This window comes from Paraburkholderia sp. RHO2 (assembly GCF_050955445.1).
Classification (GTDB): Bacteria; Actinomycetota; Actinomycetes; order Mycobacteriales; family Mycobacteriaceae; genus Prescottella; species Prescottella agglutinans_A.
Genome location: NZ_CP162617.1, coordinates 857,953 through 882,959, shown reverse-complemented (window position 1 = coordinate 882,959; position 25,007 = coordinate 857,953). Strand labels below are relative to the sequence as shown.

Below are 25,007 nucleotides of genomic sequence, written 5' to 3'. Positions count from 1 at the left end.
CCCGAGGAGAACTACTCATGATGCGGCGGGGACGCAAGACACTGATCGCACTCGACAGCGGCGACTGGTGCTTCGGCAGGATCATCGGACGACGCCGGGGCGGGTCCGGGATCCGCGTCCAACTCCTGAAGCAGGACGCGGGCGAGAAGTACCCGATTTTCACAATTGCCGACGCGAAATCGGGGGACGGCTTCGCCCTGTGAGGGAATACCCGGTGGCGAACCGGCGAATTTTCACCGTTTGTTCCGCGAGGAGGAAATAGGTTCTCGGTAACGTACGGGAATGGCCATTGGACATTTGGGTTCGATGACCTGGGCGGCAGTATCCCCACTCCAGCGAGACGTTCGTGGGACTGAAGGCCCCCCGGCGGGACGCCGATGATCCACGTGCAATTCGCCCCCGACAAGTGCCGTGTTCTTCTCGACCCCGCCGGGCATCCGTTCTGCGTCTGCCGTCCGCCGGGCGGGCGGAGCCTGGGCATGTGACGCGAGCTCGTAGGAAGAGAAAAGGACCCTCGCCGACGAAATGCCGGCGAGGGTCCTTCTTCGGAGCCCCCTGTCAGGATTGAACTGACGACCGCTCGCTTACAAGGCGAGTGCTCTACCACTGAGCTAAGGAGGCAGTCGAGCGCGCTCATCATATCCATACCCGACGGTGGAGCGCGTACCCGTGCCATGACCGCCCGTTTTGGTTAGCGTTGTCCCATGCGCATCTCGGAGATCGCCACTGTTCTGGCGTGGCATGACGCCCTCAACTCGTCCGACATCGACACGCTCTTGGCTGTCTCGAGCGACGACATCGAACTCGGCGGTTCGGAAGGAGCCGCTCAGGGCCTGACCGCGCTGCGCGAATGGGCCGATTCCGCGGGACTTACACTGGTCCCCGGCCGGATGTTCATGCACGACGGCGTTCTCGTGGTCGAGGAGCAGGCCACCTGGACGGCGCAGCCGAACGAGTCTCGGACCGTGGGCACCGCCTTCCGTGTCGTCAACGACCAGGTGACCGCCGTCTTCCGGCACGACACCCTCGAATCGGCACTGGAGGCCACCGATCTCACCGAGAAGGATCTCGTCACCGACATCTGACGTGCGCAGGTTCGCGGCGTCGATCGGCAGTCTCGTCAAGGACCGTCGGGCGACGGTCGACACGGTCACAGCGGCGCCCACACCGCTGCAGCCGATCGACCTCACCGACGACGCCCGCGTCGCCGAGGTACTCGACCTCGCGGTCCGCATCGGGGACCTGCTGCTGGCGTCGGGCACCTCCGCCGTGGACACGGCCACGCAGGTGCGGTTCGTGGCCGCGACGTACGGGCTGGCGCAGTGTGACGTCGACGTCACCTACAACTCGATCGTGCTCTCCGCGCACCGCGGACCGTTGATCCCGCCGGCGAGCACGATGCGCATCGTGCACTACCGGTCGATGGACTTCACCCGCCTCGCCGCCGCCGACCGCCTCACGCGGCGGATCCGGCTGGAGGCGATCACCCCGGCGCAGGCGCACGCCGCCCTCGATGCCATCGTCTCCGCGCCGCACCCCTACAACCGGTGGGTGGCGACACTCGGCTGGGCGGGACTGGCCGCCGCGGTCGCCGTCCTGCTCGGCGCGGGACCGTTCATCACGATGGTCGCGTTTCTCACGACCGTGGTGATCGACCGCGTGAACCGAGTCCTCAACCGATTCGGGTTGCCCTACTTCTTCCAGCAGATGGTGGGCGGGCTGATCGCGGCCGCACCCGCGACGGCGCTGTACACGGTCCAAGACCACCTCGGTGTGGTGGTCCGGCCGTCACTGATCATCGCGGCGGGGGTCGTGGTGCTGCTGTCGGGGCTCTCGCTGGTCGGTTCGGTACAGGACGCGATCACCGGCGCGCCGATCACCGCGTCCGCACGGTTCTTCGAGGTCGTGATGATGACCGGCGGCATCATCGCCGGTGTGGCGCTGTCCCTGCGGGTCGCGGGCGCGCTCGGTGCGGACCTGCCGCTGATCAGCAACGCCGCACCGCCCGACATCACGCAGCTTCCGGTGAAGGTGATCGCGGGGGCGCTGGCGTCGATGTTCTACGCGCTCGCGTGCTACGCCGAGCGGCGCGCGCTCACGGCCGCCGGCCTCGGCGGCGCCGCGGGCCTGCTCTTCTTCGTCCTGGCGCAGAGCATGGGCATCGGCCCGGTGATCTCGTCGGCGATCGCGGCGACCGTGGTCGGCTTCGCGGGTGGACTGATGGCCCGGCGGGCCCTGACGCCGCCGCTCGTCGTGGCGGTGGCAGGGATCACGCCGCTGCTGCCGGGTCTGTCCCTGTATCGCGGCCTGTACGCGATGCTGAACGACGAGGTGATCGTGGGCCTCACCGCGCTGCTGGGCGCGTTCGGTGTCGGGTGCGCGTTGGCGGCGGGAGTGACGCTCGGGGAATGGGGTGCCCGGACGTTGCGTCGCCCGCCGCGGCGCCCCAATGCGGCATCGCGCCGAAACACGACGCTGCGCCGCCCGAGGTTCGGGCGACGCAGCGTGGTGATGAGCAATTCCGTGTCCGACTCCGTGACCCGGAGCGTCACGTAGCCGGCACCGGACGGATTACTTCTCGGCGTTCTTCTTGTCCTGCTCCATGGCCTCACGCAGGCTCTTCGGCCGCATGTCGGTCCAGTTCTTCTCGACGTATTCGACGCACGCCTGACGCGAATCCTCACCGAAGACGATCCTCCAGCCCTGCGGGACCTCGGAGAACGTGGGCCACAGGGAATGCTGGTCCTCGTCGTTGACCAGCACGTAGAAGCGGCCGTCTTCGTCGTCGAACGGATTGGTGCTCATCTGACCTCGCTTGTCGCGTACGGGTTGTCTCCGTTCAGCCTAGCAAGGCGGCCACCGATATCTCGATGAGCGAGAATCGAATTGAGTATTTCCCCCGCACGCACCGCGACATTGGACAGCAATGACGCCGTCAAACCGTGTGTTTTCTCCGTTCCGCCCTGCATGTAGATGCCCCCGTGGACGTCCGGTCCGGCGTCGAGTCGGTAATCGCGGCCGATGCCGCGGTCCGGCCCGATACCGGGAAAGGCCTCGCCGAACAGCGAGTCGAGTGGGGTGGCCGCGAATCCGGTGGCCAACACCAGCGCGTCGCACACGAGGGTGTCGGTGAGGCCGTCGAGGGCACTGTGCACCGACACCTCGATACCGTCGGAGTCCTCGCGCACCGCACTGACCTCGGACGCACGGCGCATGAACAGCCGTCGCTCGCCGCGGACCCGCTCCTGGTACTCGGTGGCGTACAGCTCGTTGATCAGTTCGATGTCGACCACCGAGTAGTTGGTGCCGCGGTGCAGCTCGAGGAGGCGTTCCCGCTCGGCCGCGGGTGCGGCGTGCAGCTCGTCCACGGTGCCCGGATCGAAGATCCGGTTCGCGTACGGGCTGTCGTCGGCCGGGCTGAACCCGAACCGCGAGAAGACGCTGTGGACCTCGGCCTCGGGATAGTTGGCGTGGAGGTACTGCACCACCTCGGCCGCGCTCTGACCGGCACCGAGGACGACGAACCGCTGATGCACCGGCTCCGGCATCTCCGCGATGCGGAAGAGGAACTGGTGGTTGTGGAAACACCGCGCCGACGGCGTTGCCCACTCGGGCAGCCGTTCCCGCAATCCCGCACCCACCACGACATTTCGGGCGCGGACTACGGTGCCGTCCGAGAGCGACAGCGCGAACCGGTCCACCGCCCCGCCGTCGTCGATGCCCTCGACCCCGTCGACGGTGGTGCCGTACCGGACGTCGGCGGTGACGCGCGCGGCGGCCCACTGCAGGTAGTCCTGGAACTCGACCCGCGTCGGGAAGAACGTCTGGTGATTCACGAAGTCCACCAGCCGTCCGCGATCGTGCAGGTACGAGAAGAAGCTGTATCCGCTGCGCGGGTTGCGGAACGTGACCAGATCCTTGGGGAACGCGATCTGCATGGTCGCACCGTCGAGGAGCATGCCCCGATGCCAGCCGAACTCCTGCTGCTTCTCGAAGAAGCGGGCGGCGATCCGCTCGTCCGGGTGGCACTCCGCGTTGTGCTCCTCGATCGCGATCGCGAGCGCGAGGTTCGAAGGACCGAACCCGATCCCGACCACATCGAGCGTTACCTCACCGCCGATTCGTTGACTGTCAGTCATCGCTCATGTCCGTCCTCGTGGCTCCGACCGCTGCTGGGTCCCCGCATCTTCCGTTCGCAAAAGATAGCAAAGGCTACCCTCATTAGGGGAGGCTACCAATACCGGGACCTGCGTGTGACTCGTCACAGCCGATCCGCGTCAGGCCGCACCTCCCCGTCCACGACCGACGCCAGCAGAGACGACAGCTCCCGCGCCCACCCCACGACCGCGTCGCGGTCGAGCGAGCCGGTGGAGAACTCGAAGTAGGCATGCACCGGACCCGCACCCACCGGCTCGTAGAAGCTCAGCGTCAGCTCGGCCGTCGGCAGCCCGACCGGCACCGGCAGGAAGCTGTCGAGCACGCCCTCGAGCGCATCGAAGCGGGCCTGCTCGTGGTGGACCAGCATCACCTGCGGGTAGCGGCCGCCGACACCGGCGCCGTCGAGTTCGGCTGCGACATCGGCGAATCCGACGTCCTGGTGATCGAGCGCCTCCAGGTTGGAGGAGCGCACGCGGGCGAGCAGTTCCTCGAAGTTCGGGGTTCCGCTCGTGTCGGTCCGCATCACGACGACGTTGAAGAAGCAGCCGACCATCGGGGCGAGCGCGTCCTCGGTCCGGCCCGCGACGAGCGAGCCGATCGGAATATCGCAGCCCGCACCGCTCCTCGTCAGCAGCGTGGCCAACGCCGCCTGCAGGATCATGAACATGCTCGTCCCGGTACGGACGGCGAGCCGGTCGATCCCGGCGTGCAGGTCGGCGTCGATCCCCACCGCCACCAGCTCGCGCCGGGCCTCACGCACCCCCGCCGCCGCGGGCAGGTGGAGCCGGAAGGGCATGTCGGACAGCCTGTCACGCCAGTACCCGAGCTGACGGGCGTGCCGGCTCGACGGATCGGCGGGGTCGCCGAGCAGCCGCTGCTGCCAACGCGCGTAGTCCGAGTACTCCACCGCGAGTGGCTCCCACTGCGGCTCACCGCCGCCGGCGCGAGCCGCATAGGCGGACAACAGGTCGCCGAGCAGCGGCACCACCGACCACTCGTCCACCGCGAGATAGTGCATCGTGAGCAGCAGCACCTGACGTCCGGCGTCGTCGCTCACCAGGTGCACGCGCAGCGGCGCCTCCCCGGTGAGGTCGATCCGTAGCTGTGCCAGCTCGTAGGCCCGCCGGTGCAGGTCGTCGTCGCCGACGTCGATCACGTCGACGCCCGGACGCGGACCGTCGGAGGCGAACACCTCGGAACCGTCCGGTGCGAACACGGTCCGCAGCGGGAGGTGCCGGTCGACGACGTCGTCGAGTGCCCGCGCCAGCACCTCGGGATCGATGCTCTCGCGCAGTTGCAGCGCCAGCGCGTGGTCGGCGCGCGCGGACGATCCGGCGGCGCGGTGACGCAGCCAGTGCAGCCGCTGGGCCGGGGCCTGCGGCACGGGACCGGTGTCGCCGGTCGCGACCAGCGCGAGCCGCGCCGGGTTGTTGCCGCGGCGGACGACGTCGGCCAGTTCGGCCACCGTCGGGGCGTCGAACACGTCGCGGATGGTGATCTCGCACCCGAACACGGAGCGGACCCGTCCCACGAGCTTCATCGACGCCATGGAGTGCCCACCGAGGTCGAAGAACCCGTCGTGGATGCCGACCGCGGGCAGGTGCAGGATCTCCGAGAAGAGTTCGCACAGTGCGGTTTCGACGTCGTCGCGTGGACTACCGTCGCCGGCGAGGGTCGCCCAGTCCGGCGCGGGCAGTGCCTTGCGGTCGAGCTTGCCGTTCGGGGTGAGCGGCAGCGCGCCGGGCAGCACCACGACCATCGTCGGCACCATGTAGTCCGGCAGCGCCCGCGCGGTGTGGGCACGGACCTCCGACGCGTCCACGGGATGCACGGCATCCGATCCGTCGACGAACTCCGGCGACACGTAGCCGACCAGTCGGGTGATGCCGCCGTCGCGATCGGCCACCACCGCGGCCTGGCTGACCCCGGGGTGGCTCGCGAGGGCGGCGATGATCTCGCCGAGCTCGATCCGGAATCCGCGCATCTTCACCTGGTCGTCGACGCGCCCGAGGAAGTCGATGTTCCCGTCCGTGCGCCACCGCGCACGGTCACCCGTGCGGTACATGCGTCCGGGACCGAACGGGTTCGCGACGAACCGTCCGGCCGTGAGCGCCGACCGGCCGAGGTAGCCGCGGGCCAGGCCGCGGCCGGCGATGTACAGCTCGCCCGCGACGCCCGGGGGCACCGGGCGCAGGAGGTCGTCGAGCACGAACGCCTGCTCGTTGGGGTCGGGGATGCCGATCGGCACCGACTGCGTCCACCCCGGCTGCGCCTGCCACAGCGTGTTGTTCACGGTGGCCTCGGTCAACCCGTACGCGGCCAGCAGGTTCAACCGCTCGGCCCACCGCCCGATCAGGTCCGGCGGCACCGTCTCGGTGCCGACCAGGACCGTGCAGCCCTCCGGCACGAGGCATCCCGGCGGCAGCGCGGCCATGAGCGACGGTGGCAGGATCGCGTGCGTGACGTTCCGGTCGTGCATGAAGTCGGTGAGTTCCGGACCGGCGACCCGCGCCTCCTCCGGGATGATCACCAGCGTCGACCCGGTGCACAGCGCCATCGACAGCTCGAACACTGCGACGTCGAAACCGACGGACGCGAACTGCATGACCACCGACCCGGTCGTCAGCCTCATCCGGTCCTCGGCCGTGGCGACCAGGCTCATGATGCCCTCGTGCGGCAGCACCGCGCCCTTGGGCCGTCCTGTCGAGCCGGAGGTGTAGATCACGTACGCGGCGTGGTCGAGTCCGGGCGGTGGCGTCGGCAGCCCATCCGTTGCGCGGCCGTAGGTTTCGGCGATCACGAGGGGATCGTCGAGCAGGACCCGTTCGAGGTCCGGCCCGGCGATGCGCGCCGATTCGGACGACGTCGTCAGCAGGACGTCCGCCCCCGAGTCCTCGAGCATGTACGAGATGCGGTCGGCCGGATGCGTGAGGTCGAGCGGCAGGTACGCCGCACCCAGACGCAGCACGCCGAGCACCGACGCGACCATGTCGATCGACCGCGGAACGGCCAGGCCCACCACGCTTTCGGTGCGTACCCCGCGCGCCGCGAGGACGGCCGCGATGCTCCGGGAGCGCTTGTCGAGCTGCGCGAACGTGGCCTCGCCGTCCCGGTCCGCGACGGCCACCGCAGCGGGGGTCTCGCGCACCCATCGGTCGAACGCCTCCGGCAGCGTCAGCTCGTCGACCGCGCGGGCGGTGTCGTTGAATTCGCGCAGTACCGCATCGCGCTCGCCGGCCAGGAACACGTCGACGTCGGACACCCGGGTCGCGGGAGCCGCGGCGACGACCCCGAGAACCGCGGCCTGCCGGCGGGCCATGCGGTCCACGGTGTCCCGGTCGAACAAGTCGGCGCTGTACTCCAGGCGCAGCCGCACGCGGTCCTCGTCCAGGAACTCCGTCCAGTTGAACACCAGGTCGAACTTGGCGGTGCGTTCCTCGATCGACACCGGAGCGAGCGCGTGGTCCGGCGACGGCGCCGGGTCTGCGGTGCGGCTGTGGTAGCCGACCATCACCTGGAACAGCGGGTTCCGGGCGAGCGTGCGGGCCGGATTGAGGCGTTCGACGACGGATTCGAACGGCACGTCGGCGTGCGAGAACGCCGCCAGGTCGAGATCCTTGACCCGGGCCAGCAGTTCCGCGAACGTCGGGTCACCCGAGATGTCGGTGCGGAGCACCACCGTGTTGACGAAGAAGCCGACCAGCTCGTCGAGCCCCTGCTCGGACCGCCCCGCGACCGGCGCACCCAACGGCAGATCGTCGCCGGCGCCGAGCCGCTGCAGCAGGGTGGCCGACGCGGCGTGCAGGACCATGAACATGCTCGCGCCGTGCTCGCGGGCCAGCGCCCGCAGCGCCACGGTCGTGTCGGCGTCGAGGTCGAGTTCGATTGCGCCACCGACGAAGCTGGGCCGTGCCGGCCGGGTGCGGTCGGCCGGGAGCACCAGCTCTTCGGGTGCGCCGTCGAGGACACCGGCCCAGTAGTCGAGCTGGCGGCTGATCAGCGAGTCGGCATCGGAGGTGTCCCCGAGCAGCGCCCGCTGCCACAGCGTGAAGTCCGCGTACTGTACGGGCAGCGGCGCCCATTCCGGCGCCGCACCCTGCGTGCGGGCCGCGTACGCGACCATCAGGTCGCGCAGGAACGGCCGGTCCGACCACTCGTCGGTGGCGATGTGATGCAGGACCAGGGCGAGCACGTGCTCGCCCTCGCCGACGCGGATCACCGTGGCACGCACCGGAATCTCGGCGGCGAGGTCGAACGGCCGCCCGACCGCGGCGGCCACCAGCGCGGGCGCCTCGTCCGGGCCGGCGTCGACGACGGTCACCTCGGGCCGCGCGTCGGCGAGGATCACCTGGACCGGTTCGCCGTCGTGCTCGCCGAACACGGTGCGCAGCACCTCGTGCCGGGCGACGACGTCGGCGAGCGCCTCGGTGAACGCGGCCGGGTCGAGGTCGCCGCGCAGGCGCAGCACGTTCGGGAAGTTGTAGGCACTGGACGTGCCCGCGGCGCCGTTCTCGATCTGCTGGATCACCCACAGCCGCTGCTGCGCCGGGGAGAGCGGCAGCTGCTCGGGCCGCTCCCCCGCCACCAGGACCGGCCGGGTCGACTCGTCGCGCCCGGAGATCCGCTGTGCGAGTTCGGCGACGGTGGGCGCTTCGAACAGGTCCCGCATCGTCAGTTCGGCGGCGAGCTCCGCGCGGGCCCGGCTGATGAGTCGGGTGGCGAGCAGCGAGTGACCGCCGAGGTCGAAGAAGTTGTCGTCGATCCCGAGATCGACCTCCAACTCCAGCACCTCGGCGAAGAGGCGACACAGCGTCCCTTCGAGGGCGTTGCGCGGTTCCCGGGACTCCCCGCTGCCCTGCCCGAGCACCGACTCGGCCGACGGCAGCGCCCGGACGTCGAGCTTGCCGTTGACGGTCATGGGCAGTTCGTCGACCGCGATGACGGCGGCGGGAACCATGTAGTCGGGCAGTACTGCCCGTGCGTACTTTGCGAGGTCCTGGCCACCGACTGCGCTCATGGGCGGCTCGCCGCCGTTGCGCACGGGCGCGCCGGCGCCGACCACGTACGCGACCAGTCGCTTGATCCCGCCCGGTCCGGCGTCGGCGATCACCGCGGCCTGGCGCACCGACTCGTGTGCGGCGAGGACCGATTCCACCTCGCCCAACTCGACGCGGTGGCCACGGATCTTCACCTGGTCGTCGGTGCGCCCGAGGAAGTCGATGTTGCCGTCGGCGCCGCGCCGCACCAGGTCGCCGGTGCGGTACATGCGCGCGCCGCCGCCGACGATCGGGTCGGCGACGAACCGCTCGGCGGTGAGCCCGAACCGGTCGAGGTAGCCGCGCGCCAGCCCGACACCGGAGATGTACAGCTCGCCCGGCACGCCGTCGGCGACGGGCCGGAGCCAGCCGTCGAGGATGTGCGCGACGGTGTTCCAGATCGGGCGCCCCACGGTGGGGGTCGCGCTGTCGGGCGTGCCGCCGCCGAGCGTGTTGATCGTGTACTCGGTCGGCCCGTACAGGTTGTAGCCGCACGTGCCGTCGGTGTCGCGCAACGCGTCCCACACCTGGTCGGAGACGGCCTCGCCGCCGAGCAGGACCAGCGGCGGCCGGTGCCGGCCGGGGCCGTCGTCGAGCAGGCCCTCCTCGATGAGGTGCCGCGCGTAGGTGGGGGTCACGTTCACGACGTCGATGGTGTGCGCGTCGCCGTACGCGACCAGCGCCTGCGCGTCACGCCGCAGCGTCTCGTCGCAGATGTGCACCTCGTGGCCCTCGACGAGCCACAGCAGCTCCTCCCACGACATGTCGAACGCGAACGACACGGTGTGCGCGATGCGCAGCGTGCGGCCGCCCGCACCGCGCACGACCGGTTCGAAGATCGCCTCGCGATGGTTGAACTGCATGTTCGTCAGGCCTCGGTACGGCGTCACGACGCCCTTGGGGCGGCCGGTGGAGCCGGACGTGTAGATCACGTAGGCCGGGTGGTCCATGCGGCCCGGGGTTCCGGGCGCGAAGCCGCCGAGTTCGGCGGCGTCGAGAGCCGCACCGTCGGTGTCGCGGAGCGTGCCGAGGACCGCCGGGTCGTCGAGGACGATCACGTCCACCGTTGCCGCGGAGAGGGTTCCGGCGACCGCACCGGTGGTCACCATCGTGACCGGACGGGCGTCGTCGAGCATCCCGACGAGACGCTCCGCCGGGTGGTCCAGTTCGAGCGGCAGGTACGCGGCACCGGTGCGCAGGACCGCGAACAGTGCCACGACGGTCTCCACGGACCGCGGCAGCGCGAGCGCGACGATCCGCTCGGGACCGGCGCCGTGCGCGAGCAGCACCCGCGCCATCCGGTTGATCCGGGCGTCGAGGTCGGCGTAGGTGACGGCGTCGTCCCCGAACACCAGCGCGGTCGCGTCCGGGATCCGCTGCGCGGTCTCGGCGAACAGGTCCGCGATGGTCTGCTCCGGCACCGGGCGTGCGGTCTCGGTGAGACGCGCGTCGAGGCGGGCACGGTCGTCCGCGGCGAACGCGTCCGTGCCCCCGACCGGCAGGTCGACGTCGTCGGCGAACTGTTCGAGCAGCCGCACGAACGCCGCGAGCATCCGCTCGGTGTCCGCCGCGGACACCTTGTCCGGGTGGAACTCGAACTTGACCTTGGTCTCGACGCCGGGGGTGACCACCACCGTGAGCGGGTAGTGCGTGTGGTCGATGCTGTCGCCGCCGCGGATGTCGTGCGCGGCGTGCAGCGCCGACACCTGGTTCTCGTCGACGAAGTTCTGCAGCACGTACAGGACGTCGAACAGTTCGCGGTGCTCGCTCGTCCGCTGGATCGCGGCGAGGCCGAGGTAGTCGTGGGGCGTCAGCTCGAGCCGCTCGGACTGGGTGCGCCGCATCTGGTCGGCAACGGACTCGTTCGGCCGCAACGACATCCGCACCGGCACGGTGTTGAGGAACATGCCGACCACGGAGTCGATCCCCGGCACCTCCGGCGGCCGGCCGGCGACCGTCGTGCCGAACACGACGTCGCTGCGACCGGTCGCACCGGCGAGCACCAGCCCGAGCGCCGCGTTCAGGATCGCGTTGAACGTCACGCCCACCCGCGCGGCCTGCGCGCGCAGGCGCTCGCCGAGTTCGCGGGACAGCACCGCGTCGCGGCGGTCGGGCAGCCCCGCGGGCTCACCGGTGCGCCGGGCCAGCAACGTCGGTTCCTCGAGCCCGGACAACGTCCGCGCCCACGCGGCGCGGGCGACGTCGCCGTCGCGGTCCGCGAGCCAGGACAGATACGTGTCGAATCCGCCTTCGGGCGTGCCGAATCCGGTGTCGTCGCCGCCGGTGTCGTACAGCGCCAGGAGCTGGCCGACGACGAGGCCGTTGGACCAGCCGTCCCACAGCAGGAACTGGCGGTTGATCACCAGCCGGTCGCGGTCCTCGCCCAGACGCAGCACCAGCGCGCGCCACAGCGGCGGCGCGGCGAGGTCGAACGGGGTGAGCCGGTCCTCGAGCATCACCTGCGCGGCCCGGTCCTCGCGGGTGGCGTCGTCGAGGCCTCGCAGGTCCACCTCGGTGATCGGGACGTCGAGGCCGGCGCTGACGAACTGCACCGGCGCGGACAGACCGGCGCTGACGAATCCGGCGCGCAGCGTCGCATTGCGGCGCTGCAGCGTGCGGATCGCGGCGGCCAACCGTTCCAGGTCCAGGTGCCGGTCGAAGTCGAGCGAGAACTGGGCGGTGTAGATGTCGGCGCCGTCGGCGATGCCGGCCTGGAAGTACAGGCCCTCCTGCAGCGGCGACAGCGGCCAGATGGTCTCGACGCCCTCGGGCGCTGCGGCGATCACGGTGTCGATCTCGGCCTGGGTGAGCGCCGCGAGCGGCACGTCGGACGGGGTGAGCGCGGCCGGACCGGAGTGGTTCGACGCGGCCGCCACGAGTTCGCGCAGCGCGGCCACCCAGCCGTCGCTCAGGGCGCGCGCGTCCGCCTCCGAGAGGTCCGGCTCGGACCAACCGAACACCGCGCCGAGCACCGGGCCGTCTGGGGTGTCCTCGCACACCGCGTTGACGAGCAGACGGTACGGCCCGCCCATGTCCGCGTCGGGAGCGGTTGCCAGCGCGTCCGTTTCGGGCGCGGTGGTCCACGGCCCGACGAGCCCGCCGGGCATCCGCCCGAGGTAGTTGAACAGCACCTGCGCCGACGCGCCCGCGGCCAGCAGCCCGGCGGTGCGGGCGTTGGCGTACCGCAGCATGCCGTAGCCGATGCCGCCGTCCGGCGCCGCGCGCAGCGCCTCCTTGACGGACTTGAGCGCGTCGAGACCCTCGGTGCCGCCGGGCAGGCGCACCGGGGTGATGTTGGTCAACCAGCCGACGGTGCGGGACAGGTCGACCCCCGCCGCCAGTTCCTCGCGGCCGTGCCGCTCGAGGTCGATCAGCAGGTCCGAGGCGCGGCCCTGCTCGGCGAACCAGCGGGTCACGGCGACGCGCAGCGCGGTCACCAGGACGTCGGTGACGTCGGCGTGCGCCAGCGCGGGTACCGCGGTGAGCACGGCCTCGGTGTCGACGGTGGACAGCCGCACCGTGCGGCTCGATCCGGTGCCGATCGTGGCGTCGCCCTGCGCGGACGGCACCAGTTCGGCGCCCGGTGTGGTGATCTCCGTCCAGTGCGCCAGCTCGCGCAGCCGCATCGGCTGCTGGGCGTGCGCGGTGACGAGCTCGGCGTACTCCTTGAGCGAGGTGCCGACGGGGTCGAGCGCGGCGGGCAGACCCGAGCGGGCCGCCACCCACGACATCGGCAGGTCCTCGAGCAGCACCCGCCACGAGACGCCGTCGACGACGAGGTGGTGGGCGACCAGCAGCAGCCGTCCGAGTTCGTCCTCGCCCGCGTCGAACCAGACGGCCTCGACCATCGCGCCGGCTGCGCCGTCCGGTCGGCTCGCCGACGTGGGATCGAGGCGGTCGGCCGCGGCGGCCGACTCGGCCGCGATGACCGCACGCAACTGGACATCGTCGTGGCCGGCGACGTCCACGCGGCGCAGCGACGGCGCGACGGTGCCGCGCTCGGCGATGTGCAACGACCACACTCCCGGCGCATGCCGGGTCAGGCGCTGTCGGAGCCCGTCGTGGTGGTCGAGGACGGACTGCAGTGCGGTCGTGAGGTTCTCGACCGTCGCTCCGGCGGGGCTGTGCAGCAGCACCGCCTGGTTGAAGCGGTCGGTGCCGCCGCTCCACTCCGAGAGCCGGTGCACGACCGGCATCGGCAGGGCGTCGCCGGTGGTGACGAGCGGCGCGCGCGTCGGCGCGTCCCCGGCGGCGGGTGCGTCGGCGTCGCCGATCAGCCGAGCCAGCGCCCGCGCCGTGCGTTGCTCGAAGATCTGCCGCGGGGTCATCGAGATGCCCTCGCGGCGAGCGAGATTCACCAGTCGGATCGCGAGGATGCTGTCCCCGCCCAGCGCGAAGAAGTCGTCGTCCTCACCGACCGTGTCGCGCCCGAGCACCTCGGCGACCAGGCGAGCGACCACGGAGAAGCGGCCGCTCGAAACCGAACCGACTGTGCTCGTGGAGGTTTCCGCGACGGGTGCGGGCAGCGCCCGGCGATCGAGCTTGCCGCTGGGGCTCAGCGGAAGCGCCTCCACGACGACGAAGGCCGTCGGCACCATGAACTCGGGCAGCGCTCGGGCGACCTGCCGGCGGACGGCCTCGGTGTCGATGGCGGGGTCGGCGACGAGATAGCCGACGAGCTGCTGGTGGCCCGGGATGTCCTCCCGGATCACCGCGACCGCGTGGGCCACGTCCGGGTGCGAGGCCAACTGCGCCTCGATCTCCCCCAGCTCGATGCGGAAGCCGCGCAGCTTCACCTGGTCGTCGGCGCGACCGAGATACTCGACCGCACCACCGACGCCCCGGCGCACGACGTCGCCGGTGCGGTACATGCGATCGCCGGGTGCGCCGAACGGATCGGCGACGAAGCGGTCGGAGGTGACGTCGGCGCGGCCGAGGTAACCGCGGGCCAGCTGCGGGCCCGCGAGGTACAGCTCTCCCGTGCCACCGTCGCCGACGGGCTGCAGGTACGGATCGAGCACGTACAGGCCGGTATTCGCGACCGGGAGACCGATCGGGACGGCGGTCGCGTCGACCGGCAGGTCCTGGACGGCCGCAGCGAAGCTGACCTCCACCGACGCCTCGGTCGGGCCGTACAGGTTGTCGAGCACGGCCGCGGGCAGCACGTCGGCGAACCGCCGCGCCACCGACAGCGGCAGTGCCTCGCCGCTGGCCGCGACCACGCGCAGGCCCGCGCAGGCCCGCGCCTTGGGCTCGGCGAGGAACAACTCGAGCATCGACGGCACGAAGTGGGCGCGGGTGATCCGCTGGTCGACGATGAGCTCGGCCAGGTACTCCGGATCGCGGTGGCCGTCGGGTCGCGCCAGCACGAGCGTCGCACCGGCGAGGAGCGGACCGAAGAACTCGGGCACCGAGACGTCGAAGCTCGACGGGGTCTTCTGCAGCACACGGTCGGTGGCGAGGATGGGCCGGAACGTCTGCATCCACAGCAGCCGGTTCACCACGCCCGTGTGCGGGACGACGACACCCTTGGGTCGTCCGGTGGAGCCGGAGGTGTAGATCACGTACGCCGGGTGCTGCGGGAACAGCGTCACCTCGGGCCGCTCGACGGGGTAGGCCTCCAGGTCGACGTCGTCGACGTGGATCGTCTCGACCGCGCACCGCGGCAGACCGGCAGCGACGTCCGCGGACGTCAGCACGCACACCGGGTCCGAGTCCTCGAGCATGTACTGGAGTCGCTCGGCCGGGTAGCCGGTGTCGAGGGGCACATACGCGCCGCCGGCCTTGCCCACCGCGAGCAGCGCCACCATGAGCTCGAGCGACCGCGGCAGCGCGACCGCAACCCTGGTCTCCGGCCGGACGCCACGTTCGATCAGCATGTGCGCCAATCGGTTCGCACGATCGTGCAGCTGCGAGTAGGTGAGCGTCCGTCCCTCGAACACCACCGCCGTGGCCTCGGGCGTGCGCGCGGCCTGCTCCGCGAGCAGCGCCGTCACGGTCGTGTCCGGGAACTCGGCGCGCGGCGCCGGCGCGGGCCGGTCGGCGAGCGCGAGCGCCGCGACGGGTCGGTCGATCACCTCCGGGAGCGCCGACAACAGGGCGACGAGTCCGTCGGCCATCTGGGCGGCGGTCGAGTCGCCGACGCGGGCGGCGTCGTACTTGACCTCGAACCGCAGGCGGTCGCCCGGCACCGCGATGAGCGTCAGCGGGTACGGCGGGTGCTCGTCGAACCGGATACCGGTGAGCCGGACGGTGCCCGACGGGTCCGCGATGGCCGTGTTCCCGATCGGGTAGTTCTCGACCACGACGAGCGTCTCGAAGAGTTCCTGCAGACCGGTGAGGCGGCGCAGTTCACCGAGCCCCACGTACTGGTGCTCGAGCAGCGCCGACTGCTCGGACTGCCAGCGCGCCAGGACGTCCGCGGCCGTCTCGGCGGGGCGCAGCCGCAGCCGGGCGGGCACGGTGTTGATGAACAGGCCGACCATCGACTCGATGCCGGGCAGGTCGCCGCCGCGGCCCGACACGGTGGAGCCGAACAGCACGTCCCGGCGCCCGGTCAGGCGCGCCAGCAGCAGACCCCACGCGCCGTGCACCAGTGTGCTCGCCGTCAGCCCGCGGTCCCGGCCCAGCCGGTCCAACGCCTCGGTGGCAGCGGCCGACAGCGAGACCGTCACGCCGCGCACCCCCGCCGCGCCCGCCACCGGGGCGCCCGGCAGGGTGGGCGGTTCGTCGGCGAGGGCGAGCGCCTGGCGCCACACCTCGAGCGACGCGTCGCGGTCGCGGGACGCCAGCCATCCCAGGTAGCTCCGGTACGGCGCCGGCGCGGGCAGCGCGAGCGGGGTGCCGACCGGGCTGTAGAGCGCCATCAACTCCCGCAGCATCACCGGCACCGACCAGCCGTCGGCGACGACGTGGTGGATCGACTGCAGCAGTAGGAACTTCGCCCGTTCGATCCGGACCAGCGTGTAGCGCACCAGCGGCGGGCGCTCGAAATCGAAGCCGCGCAGGCGGTCCGCGGCGAGCATCCGATCGATCGTGCCCGACAGGTCGGGATCGCCGGACAGGTCGAGCACCGTCATCGGGACGTCCGCTCGCGCCGAGATCACCTGCACCACTCGGCCGTCGGCGAGCGGACGCAGCGCCGCCCGGAGCGCGTCGTGCCGGTCGACGACGCCCTGCAGGGCCCGGTGCAGCGCGACCGCGTCGACCTCACCAGTCAGCTCGACGATCTGCTGGACCACGTACGGGTCGGGTTCGGTGTCGGCGACGCCGTCGCGCTCGTAGACGCTGTGGAAGTAGATGCCGTCCTGCAGCGGGGTGGTCGGCAGGATGTCGGCCAACGTCCGCGTGGATTCCGCGACGTGGTCGACGTCGACCTGCGCCAGCGGCACCAGCGGGAAGTCCGACGGGCTGTGACCGCCGTCGGACGTGGCGGCGGCGATCTCGCGCAGCGCGGCGCTCCACCGGTCGGCGAACTCGCCGACCTCGGCCCGCGACAGGACTCCCGCGGCCCACGTGAGCGTGGTGCGGAGGGTCGGCCCGTCCGGACCGTCGGTGGCGATCACGTCGACGGTGAGGGCGTGTCCGATCGGCATCGCCGGATCGCTGGCGCCGCCGGTCGCGGTGGGCAGCCAGTCGACACCGGCACCGGACGCGACGCGGCCGAGGTAGTTGAACAGGACCGGCGGTGTGGTGCCGGCCTCGAGCTCACTACCGGATTCGGCGAGGTATCGCAGTGCGCCGTAGCCGAATCCGCTGCTCGGAACACGGCGGAGCTGTTCCTTGACCGACTTGAGTGCCGACGGGACGTCGTGCGGTGTGACGTCGAGTCGGACCGGGTAGACGCTGGTGAACCAACCGGCCGTGCGCGTGGCGTCCAGCGCCGTGCCCGCCCGCCGGACGAGGTGTTCCTCGCGGCCGTGGCCCTCGAGGTCCACCAGGACGTCCGCGTCACCGCCACGCCAGCGCCGCAGCGCGAGTGCCAGTGCGGTGACCAGGACGTCGCCGACGCCCGCGTGGTACGCGGCGGGCACGTCGATGAGCAGCGAGGCGGCGATGTCCGACGCCGTGTCGACCGTCGTGGTGTCCGCGAAGGCCCACGTGTCGATCGCGGGATCCAATGCACGCGAAGCGATCTCGAGCGCCCCGGGCGCCGTCACCGACCGCCAGTAGCCGAGCTCGTCGTCGAACGCGCCGGCTCGCGCGCGCTCACCGAGCAGTTGCGCCCACCGGCGCAGCGACGTCCCGACCGGCGGCAGATCGGGGGCGGCGCCGGCGAGGATCGCGGTGGCGGCACGCGCGAAGTCCTCCAACAGGATCCGCCATGACACCCCGTCGACAACGAGGTGGTGGGCGACGAGCAGCAGCCGTCCGGGTCTGTCGTCGGAGCGGAAGAGCGCGGCCTGCAGCATGATTCCGGCTTCGGGGTCGAGCAGGTCGACGACGGCCTCGCGATCGGCGGCCACGGCGGCATCGATGTCGCCGCCGGGCAGGTCGGAGACGTGGACCGTCACCGGCGCACCGGTCGCCGGGACCGCGAGCGTGCCGTTCTCCCGGTTCCACCGCGCGCGCAGCGCGTCGTGCCGGTCGACCACCGCCTGCAGGGCCGCCGTCGCGGTGGCCTCGTCCAGCCCGGCCGGGATCTGCACGGACACCCACTGGTGGAAGGTGCGCACGTCGGTGCCGGCGGCGCACACGCGGGCCACGACGGGGGTGGTCGGGACCTCGCCCACCGCGACGTCGTCGGCGTCCGCCGCGTCCGCGACGCGACCGTCCACCGCGGCCGCGAGTGCACCGGCGGTCCGTAGGTGGAACACGTCGCGCGCGCTGATCGAGAGACCCTCGCGCCGAGCCTGATTGACCAGCGCTATTGCGACGATGCTGTCGCCGCCGAGGGCGAAGAAGTCGTCGGTGACGCCCACCTGCTCGAGCCCGAGCACACCCGCGACCATCGCGCACAGCGTCGACTCGAGCGCGGTGCGCGGCGCAACGTGCTCGCTCGCCGCGGCCAGGTCGGGCTCCGGCAGCGCCCGGCGGTCCATCTTGCCGTTCGGGGTGAGCGGGAACTCGTCGAGGACGACGAACGCCGACGGCACCATGTACTCCGGGAGCTTCTCCGACGCCCACCCCCGAAGGGTGTCCGCGGACGGCGCTGTGCCGCCGGTCGGAACGACGTACGCGGCAAGGTAGTTCGCCCCGGCCGGCGTCTTCCGGACCAGGACGGCACTGTGCCGCACGTCCGGGTTGGACGCGAGCGCGGCCTCGACGTCCTCGAGTTCGAGGCGCATACCGCGGATCTTGACCTGATTGTCGGCACGACCGAGGAAGTCGAGGGTGCCGTCGGCGCTCCACCGCGCCAGGTCGCCGGTGCGGTACAGGCGGGAACCGTCGTCCGCGAACGGGTTCGCGACGAAGCGCGACGCCGTCAGCCCGGGTGCGCCGACGTAGCCGCGGCCCAGCAGGTAGCCGCCCACGTACAGCTCGCCGCCGATACCCTCGGGGACCGGGCGCAGCTGCGAATCCAGTACGTAGAGCTGAGTGTTGGGGTTGGGGCGGCCGATCGACGTCGCGATCCGGGCGGCGTCGTCGCGGTAGATCACGTGCGAGACGCCGATCGTGGCCTCGGCCGGGCCGTACCCGTGGTACAGCGTCGTCGACAACTGTCGCCGGAACCGATCGAACAGGTCCGGGGTCAGCACCTCGCCGCCGCACCACACGTGGCGCAGCCCCGACAGCAGATCGGTGCCGCGAGCCAGGTCGAGCAGGACGTCGAGCATCGACGACACCAGGTAGACGAACGTGACCCGCTCGCGCGCAATGAGATCGAGGAGGTACTGCGGGTCGCGCTCACCGCCGGGCTCGGTCACGATCACGCGTCCGCCCGAGATCAACGGCAGCAGAATCTCGTTGACGGAGATGTCGAACGACAGCGGCGCCTTGAACAGCGACGCGTCGTCCGCACCGAAGCCGAGGACTCGTTCGCGCTGCCACAGCAGGCGCGCGCAGATCGCCTCGTGGCGGATCATCGCGCCCTTGGGCCGTCCGGTCGACCCGGACGTGAAGATCACGTAGGCGAGACGGCGGCCGTCCACCTCACCCTCGGGCAGGGCGGTGGGCCCGTCGGCGTGCGCCCAGTCGTCGAGATCGACGTGCACGGAGTCGGCTCCGGCGTCGACCCCGCCCGGACCGGTGAGTACCAGGCGGGCCCCGGCGTCGGCGAGGACGGAGTCGCGCCGCTCCTGCGGCCACGACGGGTCCAGCGGCACGAACGCCCCGCCCGCACACAGCACCGCGAGCAGACCGACGACCATCTCGGCGGACCGCGGAAGCCCCACGGCCACAACCTCTTCGGGCCCGAGGCCACGCTCGCCCAGGTGGTGCGCGAGCTGGGCGACCCGCTCCGACAGCTCCCGGTACGTCAGGCGGCGATCACCGGCCACAAGGGCCTCCGCGTCGGGATCGAGGCGGACGGCGTCGGCGAACACGTCCGGGACGGTGTGCGACGACTGCGGTTCGGCGGTGTCGTTCCAGTCGACCAGAACGCGGCGGCGCTCGTCGTCGGTCATCGGCTCGAGCGCGCCCACTGCGGCCATCGGGTGCCGGAGGAACTGGGACACGAAGTGCGCCAACCGTTCCTCGTGGCGCAGCAGTTCCTCGCGCTGCCCGGCCGGGGCGCGCAGGTCGATGCGGATCGGTTCGCCGTCCTCGCCGCCCTGGATGGAGAAGTCGAGATCCTGGACCGGGCCGGTGACCGAGCCGCGAATGTGAGCGGGGTGGCCGGCGAACTCGAGCACGTGCTCGAACATCATCGAGTTGATGCCCGGACCGAACACGCGCCGGTCGGGATCGAGGGCGCGCACCTCACGGGCGAGGTCCTCACCGCGGAAACGCCCGTGGCGCAGCGTCGCCACCAGTCGCGCGTCGATCGCCCACGCCAGGTCGCCGACGGTGGCGTCCGGATCCACGTGGAACGTCACCGGCAGGATCGTCGACGCCATGCCGGGCGTGCGGCGCATCGCGCGGCCGACGCGGGCGGCCATCGGCACCGAGACCGTGAGGTCACGCAGGCCCGTGACGCGGTGGAGGTACGCGACGATGAGCGCCATCGGCAGCCGGGTCCGGCGGATACCGGCGGCGGACGCGAACTGGTACAGCGCGTCCGCGATGGCGGCGTCGATCGTGACGGTCGTGGACTCGGGCGTCTGCGAGGCGTCGGCGCCGCCCGCGCAGATCTGCGGCGGCTCCGGCGCGTCGAGGATCTCGGCGAGCCAGTAGTCGCGGTCGGCCTCGAACCGGGCCGAGCCGCGGTAGTCGACGTCGGCGTCGACGAGGTCGCGCAGCGCCCACTCCCCCGCCTTCGACTCGAGATCGGGGTCGTCGTAGCGCGCGACCATGTCGGCGACGATCAGCGAGATGCCGAAGCCGTCGATGATGCTGTGGTGGTAGCGCTGATACCAGAGGGTGTGGTCGTCGGCGAGCCGGAGCAGCGCGTGCGCGAACAGCGCATCGTCGCCGGTGACGTCGACGACGGTCGCCATGTCCCGATCCATCCACGCCTGCGCGGCGGCCTCCGGATCGTCGGCGTCGCGCACGTCGACCACCTCGAGCGGCCACGCGTCGGACGGCGCCGACACCTGTCGCACCGAGCGGTCCTCGCCGACCCGGAACCGGACGTGCAGCGCCTCTGCGTGGGTGACCGTCCGGCGGATCGCCGCCACCGCGCGGTCCACGTCGATGGGCCCGGTGGCCTCCACGACCAGCGACAGGTTGTAGACGGTGCTCTGCGGATCCAACTGCTGAGCGACCAGGATCTCGGACTGCGCCGCGGTGATGGGTAGACCCGCGACGGACGCGTCGAGCATGGGGGCAGCCGGCAAGTGGTCCGCAGACATACAAATCCGATCGTCCGTCGTGGCGGCCGTGCGAGACGGACGCAGAATGAGTCGGACTTTAGGATAGGCTAACCCACCCCTCCGGCAGAACCCGCCCACCGCCGTTCCGCGTTTCGCGCACTTATCGGTGCGGAGCGACGCCTCGAAACACCGATAAGTGCGCGAAACGCGGGGACAAGGGATCGGGCGGGATCAGCCGGCCAGGAAGTCCAGGACCACCTTGTTCACAGCCTCGGGACGCTCGAGGTAGCCGTAGTGGCCGGTGTCGGGGATCTCCTGGTACACCGCGCCGGGGATCGCGTCGGCAACCTCCTTCGACAGGTACGCCGGAATCATGCGGTCGTCGGCGAATCCGACGGACAGACACGGCCGGGTGATGCCGCGGTACGCGTGCACCCGATCGAAGTCGCGGTCCATCGCCAGCTGGGCGCGCACGCCGGGCGACGCCTTACCGGTGGAGAACTCGAACACGTCGAGCCAGTCGCGGGCCGCGTGCTGGTCGGCGAGCGTGGCCGGCGACAGGTTCATCACCGCGGTGACCGCGGCGCGGTACTTGACGGGCAGCTCGATGCCGGACTCCTCGAGCGCGCGCTCCCCCTCGTTGAGGGTGCGCTGAAACTGGTCCATGCGAGCGTGACCGGCGAGAAATACCGCCTTGCGGACGAGTTCCGGGCGCGCAAGCGCCAACTCCTGCGCGACGCGGGCGCCCATCGACGTGCCCACGACGTACGCCGGGCCGCCGAGCAGCTCGATCAGCCCCGCAGTGTCGGCCACCATGTCCTCGATCGTGATGCCGTCGACGCTCTCCCCCGACGGCGCGATGCCGCGATTGTCGAATGTGCACACCCGGTAGCCCGCGGCTACCAGCGCCGGCACCTGGTGCAGGTCCCACACGCGGCCGGGGCTTCCCGTGCCCATGATCAGCACGACGAGGTCACCCTCGCCCTTGACCTGGTAGTTCAGAGGAATCCCATTGATGGTGGCGATGGGCATGTCGGCCTTCCTCGTGCTGCGTTCACTACGTCGAATAGGGTTGGGTAACCTAATTCGCTGTGGTCGTCGCGCGTGACGGCTGTACCGACACAACCCGTCCAGGAGGATCGCGTTGAGAGTCGCCACGCTCGGCTACCAAACCTGGGGCCACCGTACCCTGCAGGCCGTCCTCGATTCGGATCACGAGGTGGTGCTGGCCATCACGCATCCCAAGAGCGACCACGCGTACGAGAAGATGTGGGCCGACTCCGTGGCCGACCTCGCCACCGAGCACGGCGTGCCGGTCCACATCGCCAACAAGCCCGACGAGGACTTCAAGGCCGCGCTGAAGGCCGCCGAGCCGGACATCATCGTCGCCAACAACTGGCGCACGTGGCTGCCGCGCGACGTGTTCGACGCCCCGCGCTACGGCACCCTCAACATCCACGACTCGCTGCTGCCCAAGTACACCGGCTTCTCGCCGCTGATCTGGGCGCTCATCAACGGCGAGACGGAGGTGGGCCTCACCGCGCACCTGATGGACGAGGAGCTCGACGCCGGCGACATCGTCCTGCAGCGCGCCACCCCGGTCGGCCCGAAGGACACCGTCACCGACCTGTTCCACCGCACCGTCGACATGATCGGCCCCATCACCCTCGACGCGCTCGCACTCATCGAGTCCGGCCGCACCGACTGGACACCGCAGGACCGCACGCAGGCCACGTTCTTCCACAAGCGCTCCGACGAAGACAGCCGCATCGACTGGACGTGGCCGGCCGACGCGATCGAGCGCCTCGTGCGCGCCCAGTCCGACCCGTACCCCAACGCGTTCACCACGTTCAAGCGACAGCGGATCCGCGTCCTGCAGTCGTCGGTGTCGCGGGGCAACTACGGCGGCACCCCCGGCCGCGTCTTCATCCACGAGGGCGACGGCATGGTCATCGTCGCCGGCCCCGACGCCCGCACCGGGCAGAACAAGGGTCTCGTCATCGAGCGCGTGCGACTCGACGACGGCACCGAGATGTCGGGCAAGGAGTTCTTCCCGCACGGGGGCGGGTACCTGGGGCGCTGAGCCTCACTCCGCCCCCGCGGCGCCTGCGGCCTGGATTCCGTTCGAACCGAACGGCATCCAGGCCGTCTGCACGGACCACCGATTTGTCGGTATTCCGTGCCACGATCGAAAACATGACTACAGGGGCGGGAATGGTCAGCGCGCAGTCGCTGACACTCTGGATGGACTACGGACAGTTCTACATCCACGGCGGTGTCGGGGACGATGAGGACGCCTTCGACCTGGTCGAGCTGGCGATGGCAAACCATCCGGCAGCGAGCGACGGGAAGACAGTCGTCATCCTGTGCCCGCACCAGAACAACTTCGAGATGCCGGTCCGGGTCGAGGTATGGACCGCCCGACCGGACGACGACCGCGACGAATGGCAGCAGGTCAGCGAATCCCAGCTGCAGGTCGGACCGAATGCCTCGCTGTACTACGACTCGCCGACCGGTGCCGGCTCCGACCCGATTCCGGTCCCGGAGGGCGAGTACGTGATCGAGGTCTCCGGCCGGGGTTTCGTCAACTACGGCTGGCCCGGCACCACCACGCCCGGAGACGAATGGCGATTCCGCCTGTGGCCCGCCGACGGCAGCGCGCTGCGGCCACCCGTGCAGTGGAACATGCCGGGCTACGGCGTTCCCGAGAACGTACCGATCTCCGAGAAGAACGATGCGCCTTCCGAACCAGAAGAGCCGGGCGGATTCATGCGGTCGTTGCAACGAGGGCCTCGTCGAGACGCTCGGCTGGAGTATGCCAGTCGAGCGTCTTGCGGGGCCGTTCGTTGAGTTCGTCGGCGACGAACTGCAGGCGCTCGGCGGTGTGAACGGCCAGGTCGGTGCCCTTGGGGAAGTACTGGCGCAGCAGTCCGTTGGTGTTCTCGTTCGAGCCGCGCTGCCAGGGTGAGCGGGGGTCGCAGAAGTAGACCTGGACGCCGGTGTCGACGGTGAACTGGGCGTGCCGGGTCATCTCGGTGCCCTGGTCCCAGGTGATCGAGCGGGCCAGTGCAGCGGGCAGTTCCCGGATCTTGGCGGCCATCGCGACGTTGACGTGTTCGGCGGAGTGACCGTCGGGCAGGTGCAGCAGCATCACGAACCGGGTGGAACGTTCGACCAGGGTGCCGATCGCGGACCGGTTGCCGGCACCCATGATCAGATCGCCCTCCCAGTGGCCGGGCACGGCCCGGTCCCCGGCCTCGGCGGGACGCTCGGAAATGTTGATCATGTCGGGGATCCGGCCCCGCCGCTCGTCGGGCTTGCGGCTACCCTGACGCAACACCCTTCCGGTCCGAAGATGCTGTGTCAGTTCCCGTTTGAGTCCTCCGCGGGCCTGGACATAGAGCGAGAGGTAGATCGTTTCGTGGGACACACGCATCTCCGGATCGTCGGGGAACTCACGCACCAAGGCGCGTGAGATCTGCTCCGGAGAATGATTCTTCCCGAGCCGGGACTGCACGAACGTCCGCAGCCGCTCGCACGAGTTCAGCTTCGCTGGTTTCGGTCGTTTCGCCCGCGCTTGGGCGGCCCGGTGCGCTGTGGAGGCGATGTAGTAGCCACGCTTGTTCGTGCCCCGGGCGATCTCTCGGCTGATCGTCGACGGGGACCGCCCCAACGCCGCGGCGATCTCGTGTTGCTTCTTTCCGGCCTGCAGCAGTTCGGAGAGCGTCTCACGATCCTCGAGGGACAGGTACCGGCCCGACGGTGGTGGCGTCCGGCGGGGACGAACCCCACCGGACGCCACCAGCCACCGCTGCGCCGTCGAATACGCCACCGATGCCGCACCCGCGGCCGCTGCCGTCGACGCGCCCTCGCTACGGCACTGCCAGAACTTCAGCCGAGCATGCGCCGGCGCCGGCGGCCGACCGATCCACACCATCTGCAACACCCTCCAGGATCAGGG

At 70.8% G+C, this 25,007-nt stretch carries 10 protein-coding genes and 1 tRNA gene; 5 read left to right on the top strand and 6 right to left on the bottom strand.

The window, feature by feature from the left end; genetic code table 11:
• Positions 1 to 17 precede the first annotated feature (17 nt).
• Positions 18 to 203, top strand: coding sequence for a hypothetical protein (locus ABTV10_RS03955; protein ID WP_499032707.1), 186 nt, complete (start codon positions 18 to 20; stop codon positions 201 to 203).
• 346 nt (positions 204 to 549) lie between these two features.
• Here ABTV10_RS03955 and ABTV10_RS03950 read toward each other — a convergent pair.
• Positions 550 to 621: transfer RNA gene (locus ABTV10_RS03950), tRNA-Thr, on the bottom strand.
• Between the two features lie 83 nt (positions 622 to 704).
• Here ABTV10_RS03950 and ABTV10_RS03945 point away from each other — a divergent pair.
• Together ABTV10_RS03945 and ABTV10_RS03940 are read left to right on the top strand one after the other, a co-directional pair.
• On the top strand, positions 705 to 1,085 hold the full coding sequence (locus tag ABTV10_RS03945; RefSeq protein WP_499032706.1) for a nuclear transport factor 2-like protein: 381 nt from the start codon (positions 705 to 707) through the stop codon (positions 1,083 to 1,085).
• A 1-nt stretch (position 1,086) separates the two neighbouring features.
• Positions 1,087 to 2,556 carry a threonine/serine exporter family protein gene (locus ABTV10_RS03940; protein ID WP_433609990.1) on the top strand — a complete coding sequence of 490 codons (1,470 nt, stop codon included), beginning with the start codon at positions 1,087 to 1,089 and terminating at the stop codon, positions 2,554 to 2,556.
• Between the two features lie 15 nt (positions 2,557 to 2,571).
• On the opposite strand, the gene ABTV10_RS03935 is transcribed toward ABTV10_RS03940, so the two are convergent.
• The 4 genes from ABTV10_RS03935 to ABTV10_RS03920 form a co-directional block, all read right to left on the bottom strand.
• Positions 2,572 to 2,805: an MbtH family protein gene (locus tag ABTV10_RS03935; protein WP_433609988.1), complete on the bottom strand. Its 234-nt coding sequence runs from the start codon at positions 2,803 to 2,805 to the stop codon at positions 2,572 to 2,574.
• Positions 2,802 to 4,139: a lysine N(6)-hydroxylase/L-ornithine N(5)-oxygenase family protein gene (locus ABTV10_RS03930; protein WP_499032705.1), complete on the bottom strand. Its 1,338-nt coding sequence runs from the start codon at positions 4,137 to 4,139 to the stop codon at positions 2,802 to 2,804. The genes ABTV10_RS03935 and ABTV10_RS03930 overlap by 4 nt, the downstream gene beginning before the upstream one ends.
• Positions 4,140 to 4,261: 122 nt before the next feature.
• Positions 4,262 to 21,085, bottom strand: coding sequence for an amino acid adenylation domain-containing protein (locus ABTV10_RS03925; RefSeq protein ID WP_499032704.1), 16,824 nt, complete (start codon positions 21,083 to 21,085; stop codon positions 4,262 to 4,264).
• A 192-nt stretch (positions 21,086 to 21,277) separates the two neighbouring features.
• Positions 21,278 to 22,078 carry an alpha/beta fold hydrolase gene (locus tag ABTV10_RS03920; RefSeq protein WP_499032703.1) on the bottom strand — a complete coding sequence of 267 codons (801 nt, stop codon included), beginning with the start codon at positions 22,076 to 22,078 and terminating at the stop codon, positions 21,278 to 21,280.
• 112 nt (positions 22,079 to 22,190) lie between these two features.
• On the opposite strand from ABTV10_RS03920, the gene ABTV10_RS03915 reads away from it, so the two are divergent.
• A complete protein-coding gene (locus tag ABTV10_RS03915; protein ID WP_499032700.1) occupies positions 22,191 to 23,129 on the top strand; it encodes a methionyl-tRNA formyltransferase in 939 nt (312 codons plus the stop codon).
• 113 nt (positions 23,130 to 23,242) lie between these two features.
• The gene (locus ABTV10_RS03910) at positions 23,243 to 23,896 is read left to right on the top strand and encodes a hypothetical protein (RefSeq protein ID WP_499032699.1); all 654 of its coding nucleotides are present in this window, start codon (positions 23,243 to 23,245) and stop codon (positions 23,894 to 23,896) included.
• Here ABTV10_RS03910 and ABTV10_RS03905 read toward each other — a convergent pair.
• On the bottom strand, positions 23,814 to 24,983 hold the full coding sequence (locus ABTV10_RS03905) for an IS30 family transposase (RefSeq protein WP_499028866.1): 1,170 nt from the start codon (positions 24,981 to 24,983) through the stop codon (positions 23,814 to 23,816). The genes ABTV10_RS03910 and ABTV10_RS03905 overlap by 83 nt on opposite strands.
• Positions 24,984 to 25,007 lie beyond the last annotated feature (24 nt).

What these genes read in the sequence shown, in the direction of transcription:
- ABTV10_RS03955 (WP_499032707.1), top strand. Translation starts at nt 18, where the DNA reads ATGATGCGGCGGGGACGCAAGACACTGATCGCACTCGACAGCGGCGAC.
- ABTV10_RS03945 (WP_499032706.1), top strand. Translation starts at nt 705, where the DNA reads ATGCGCATCTCGGAGATCGCCACTGTTCTGGCGTGGCATGACGCCCTC.
- ABTV10_RS03935 (WP_433609988.1), bottom strand. Translation starts at nt 2,805, where the DNA reads ATGAGCACCAATCCGTTCGACGACGAAGACGGCCGCTTCTACGTGCTG.
- ABTV10_RS03930 (WP_499032705.1), bottom strand. Translation starts at nt 4,139, where the DNA reads ATGACTGACAGTCAACGAATCGGCGGTGAGGTAACGCTCGATGTGGTC.
- ABTV10_RS03925 (WP_499032704.1), bottom strand. Translation starts at nt 21,085, where the DNA reads ATGTCTGCGGACCACTTGCCGGCTGCCCCCATGCTCGACGCGTCCGTC.
- ABTV10_RS03920 (WP_499032703.1), bottom strand. Translation starts at nt 22,078, where the DNA reads ATGCCCATCGCCACCATCAATGGGATTCCTCTGAACTACCAGGTCAAG.
- ABTV10_RS03910 (WP_499032699.1), top strand. Translation starts at nt 23,243, where the DNA reads ATGACTACAGGGGCGGGAATGGTCAGCGCGCAGTCGCTGACACTCTGG.
- ABTV10_RS03905 (WP_499028866.1), bottom strand. Translation starts at nt 24,983, where the DNA reads ATGGTGTGGATCGGTCGGCCGCCGGCGCCGGCGCATGCTCGGCTGAAG.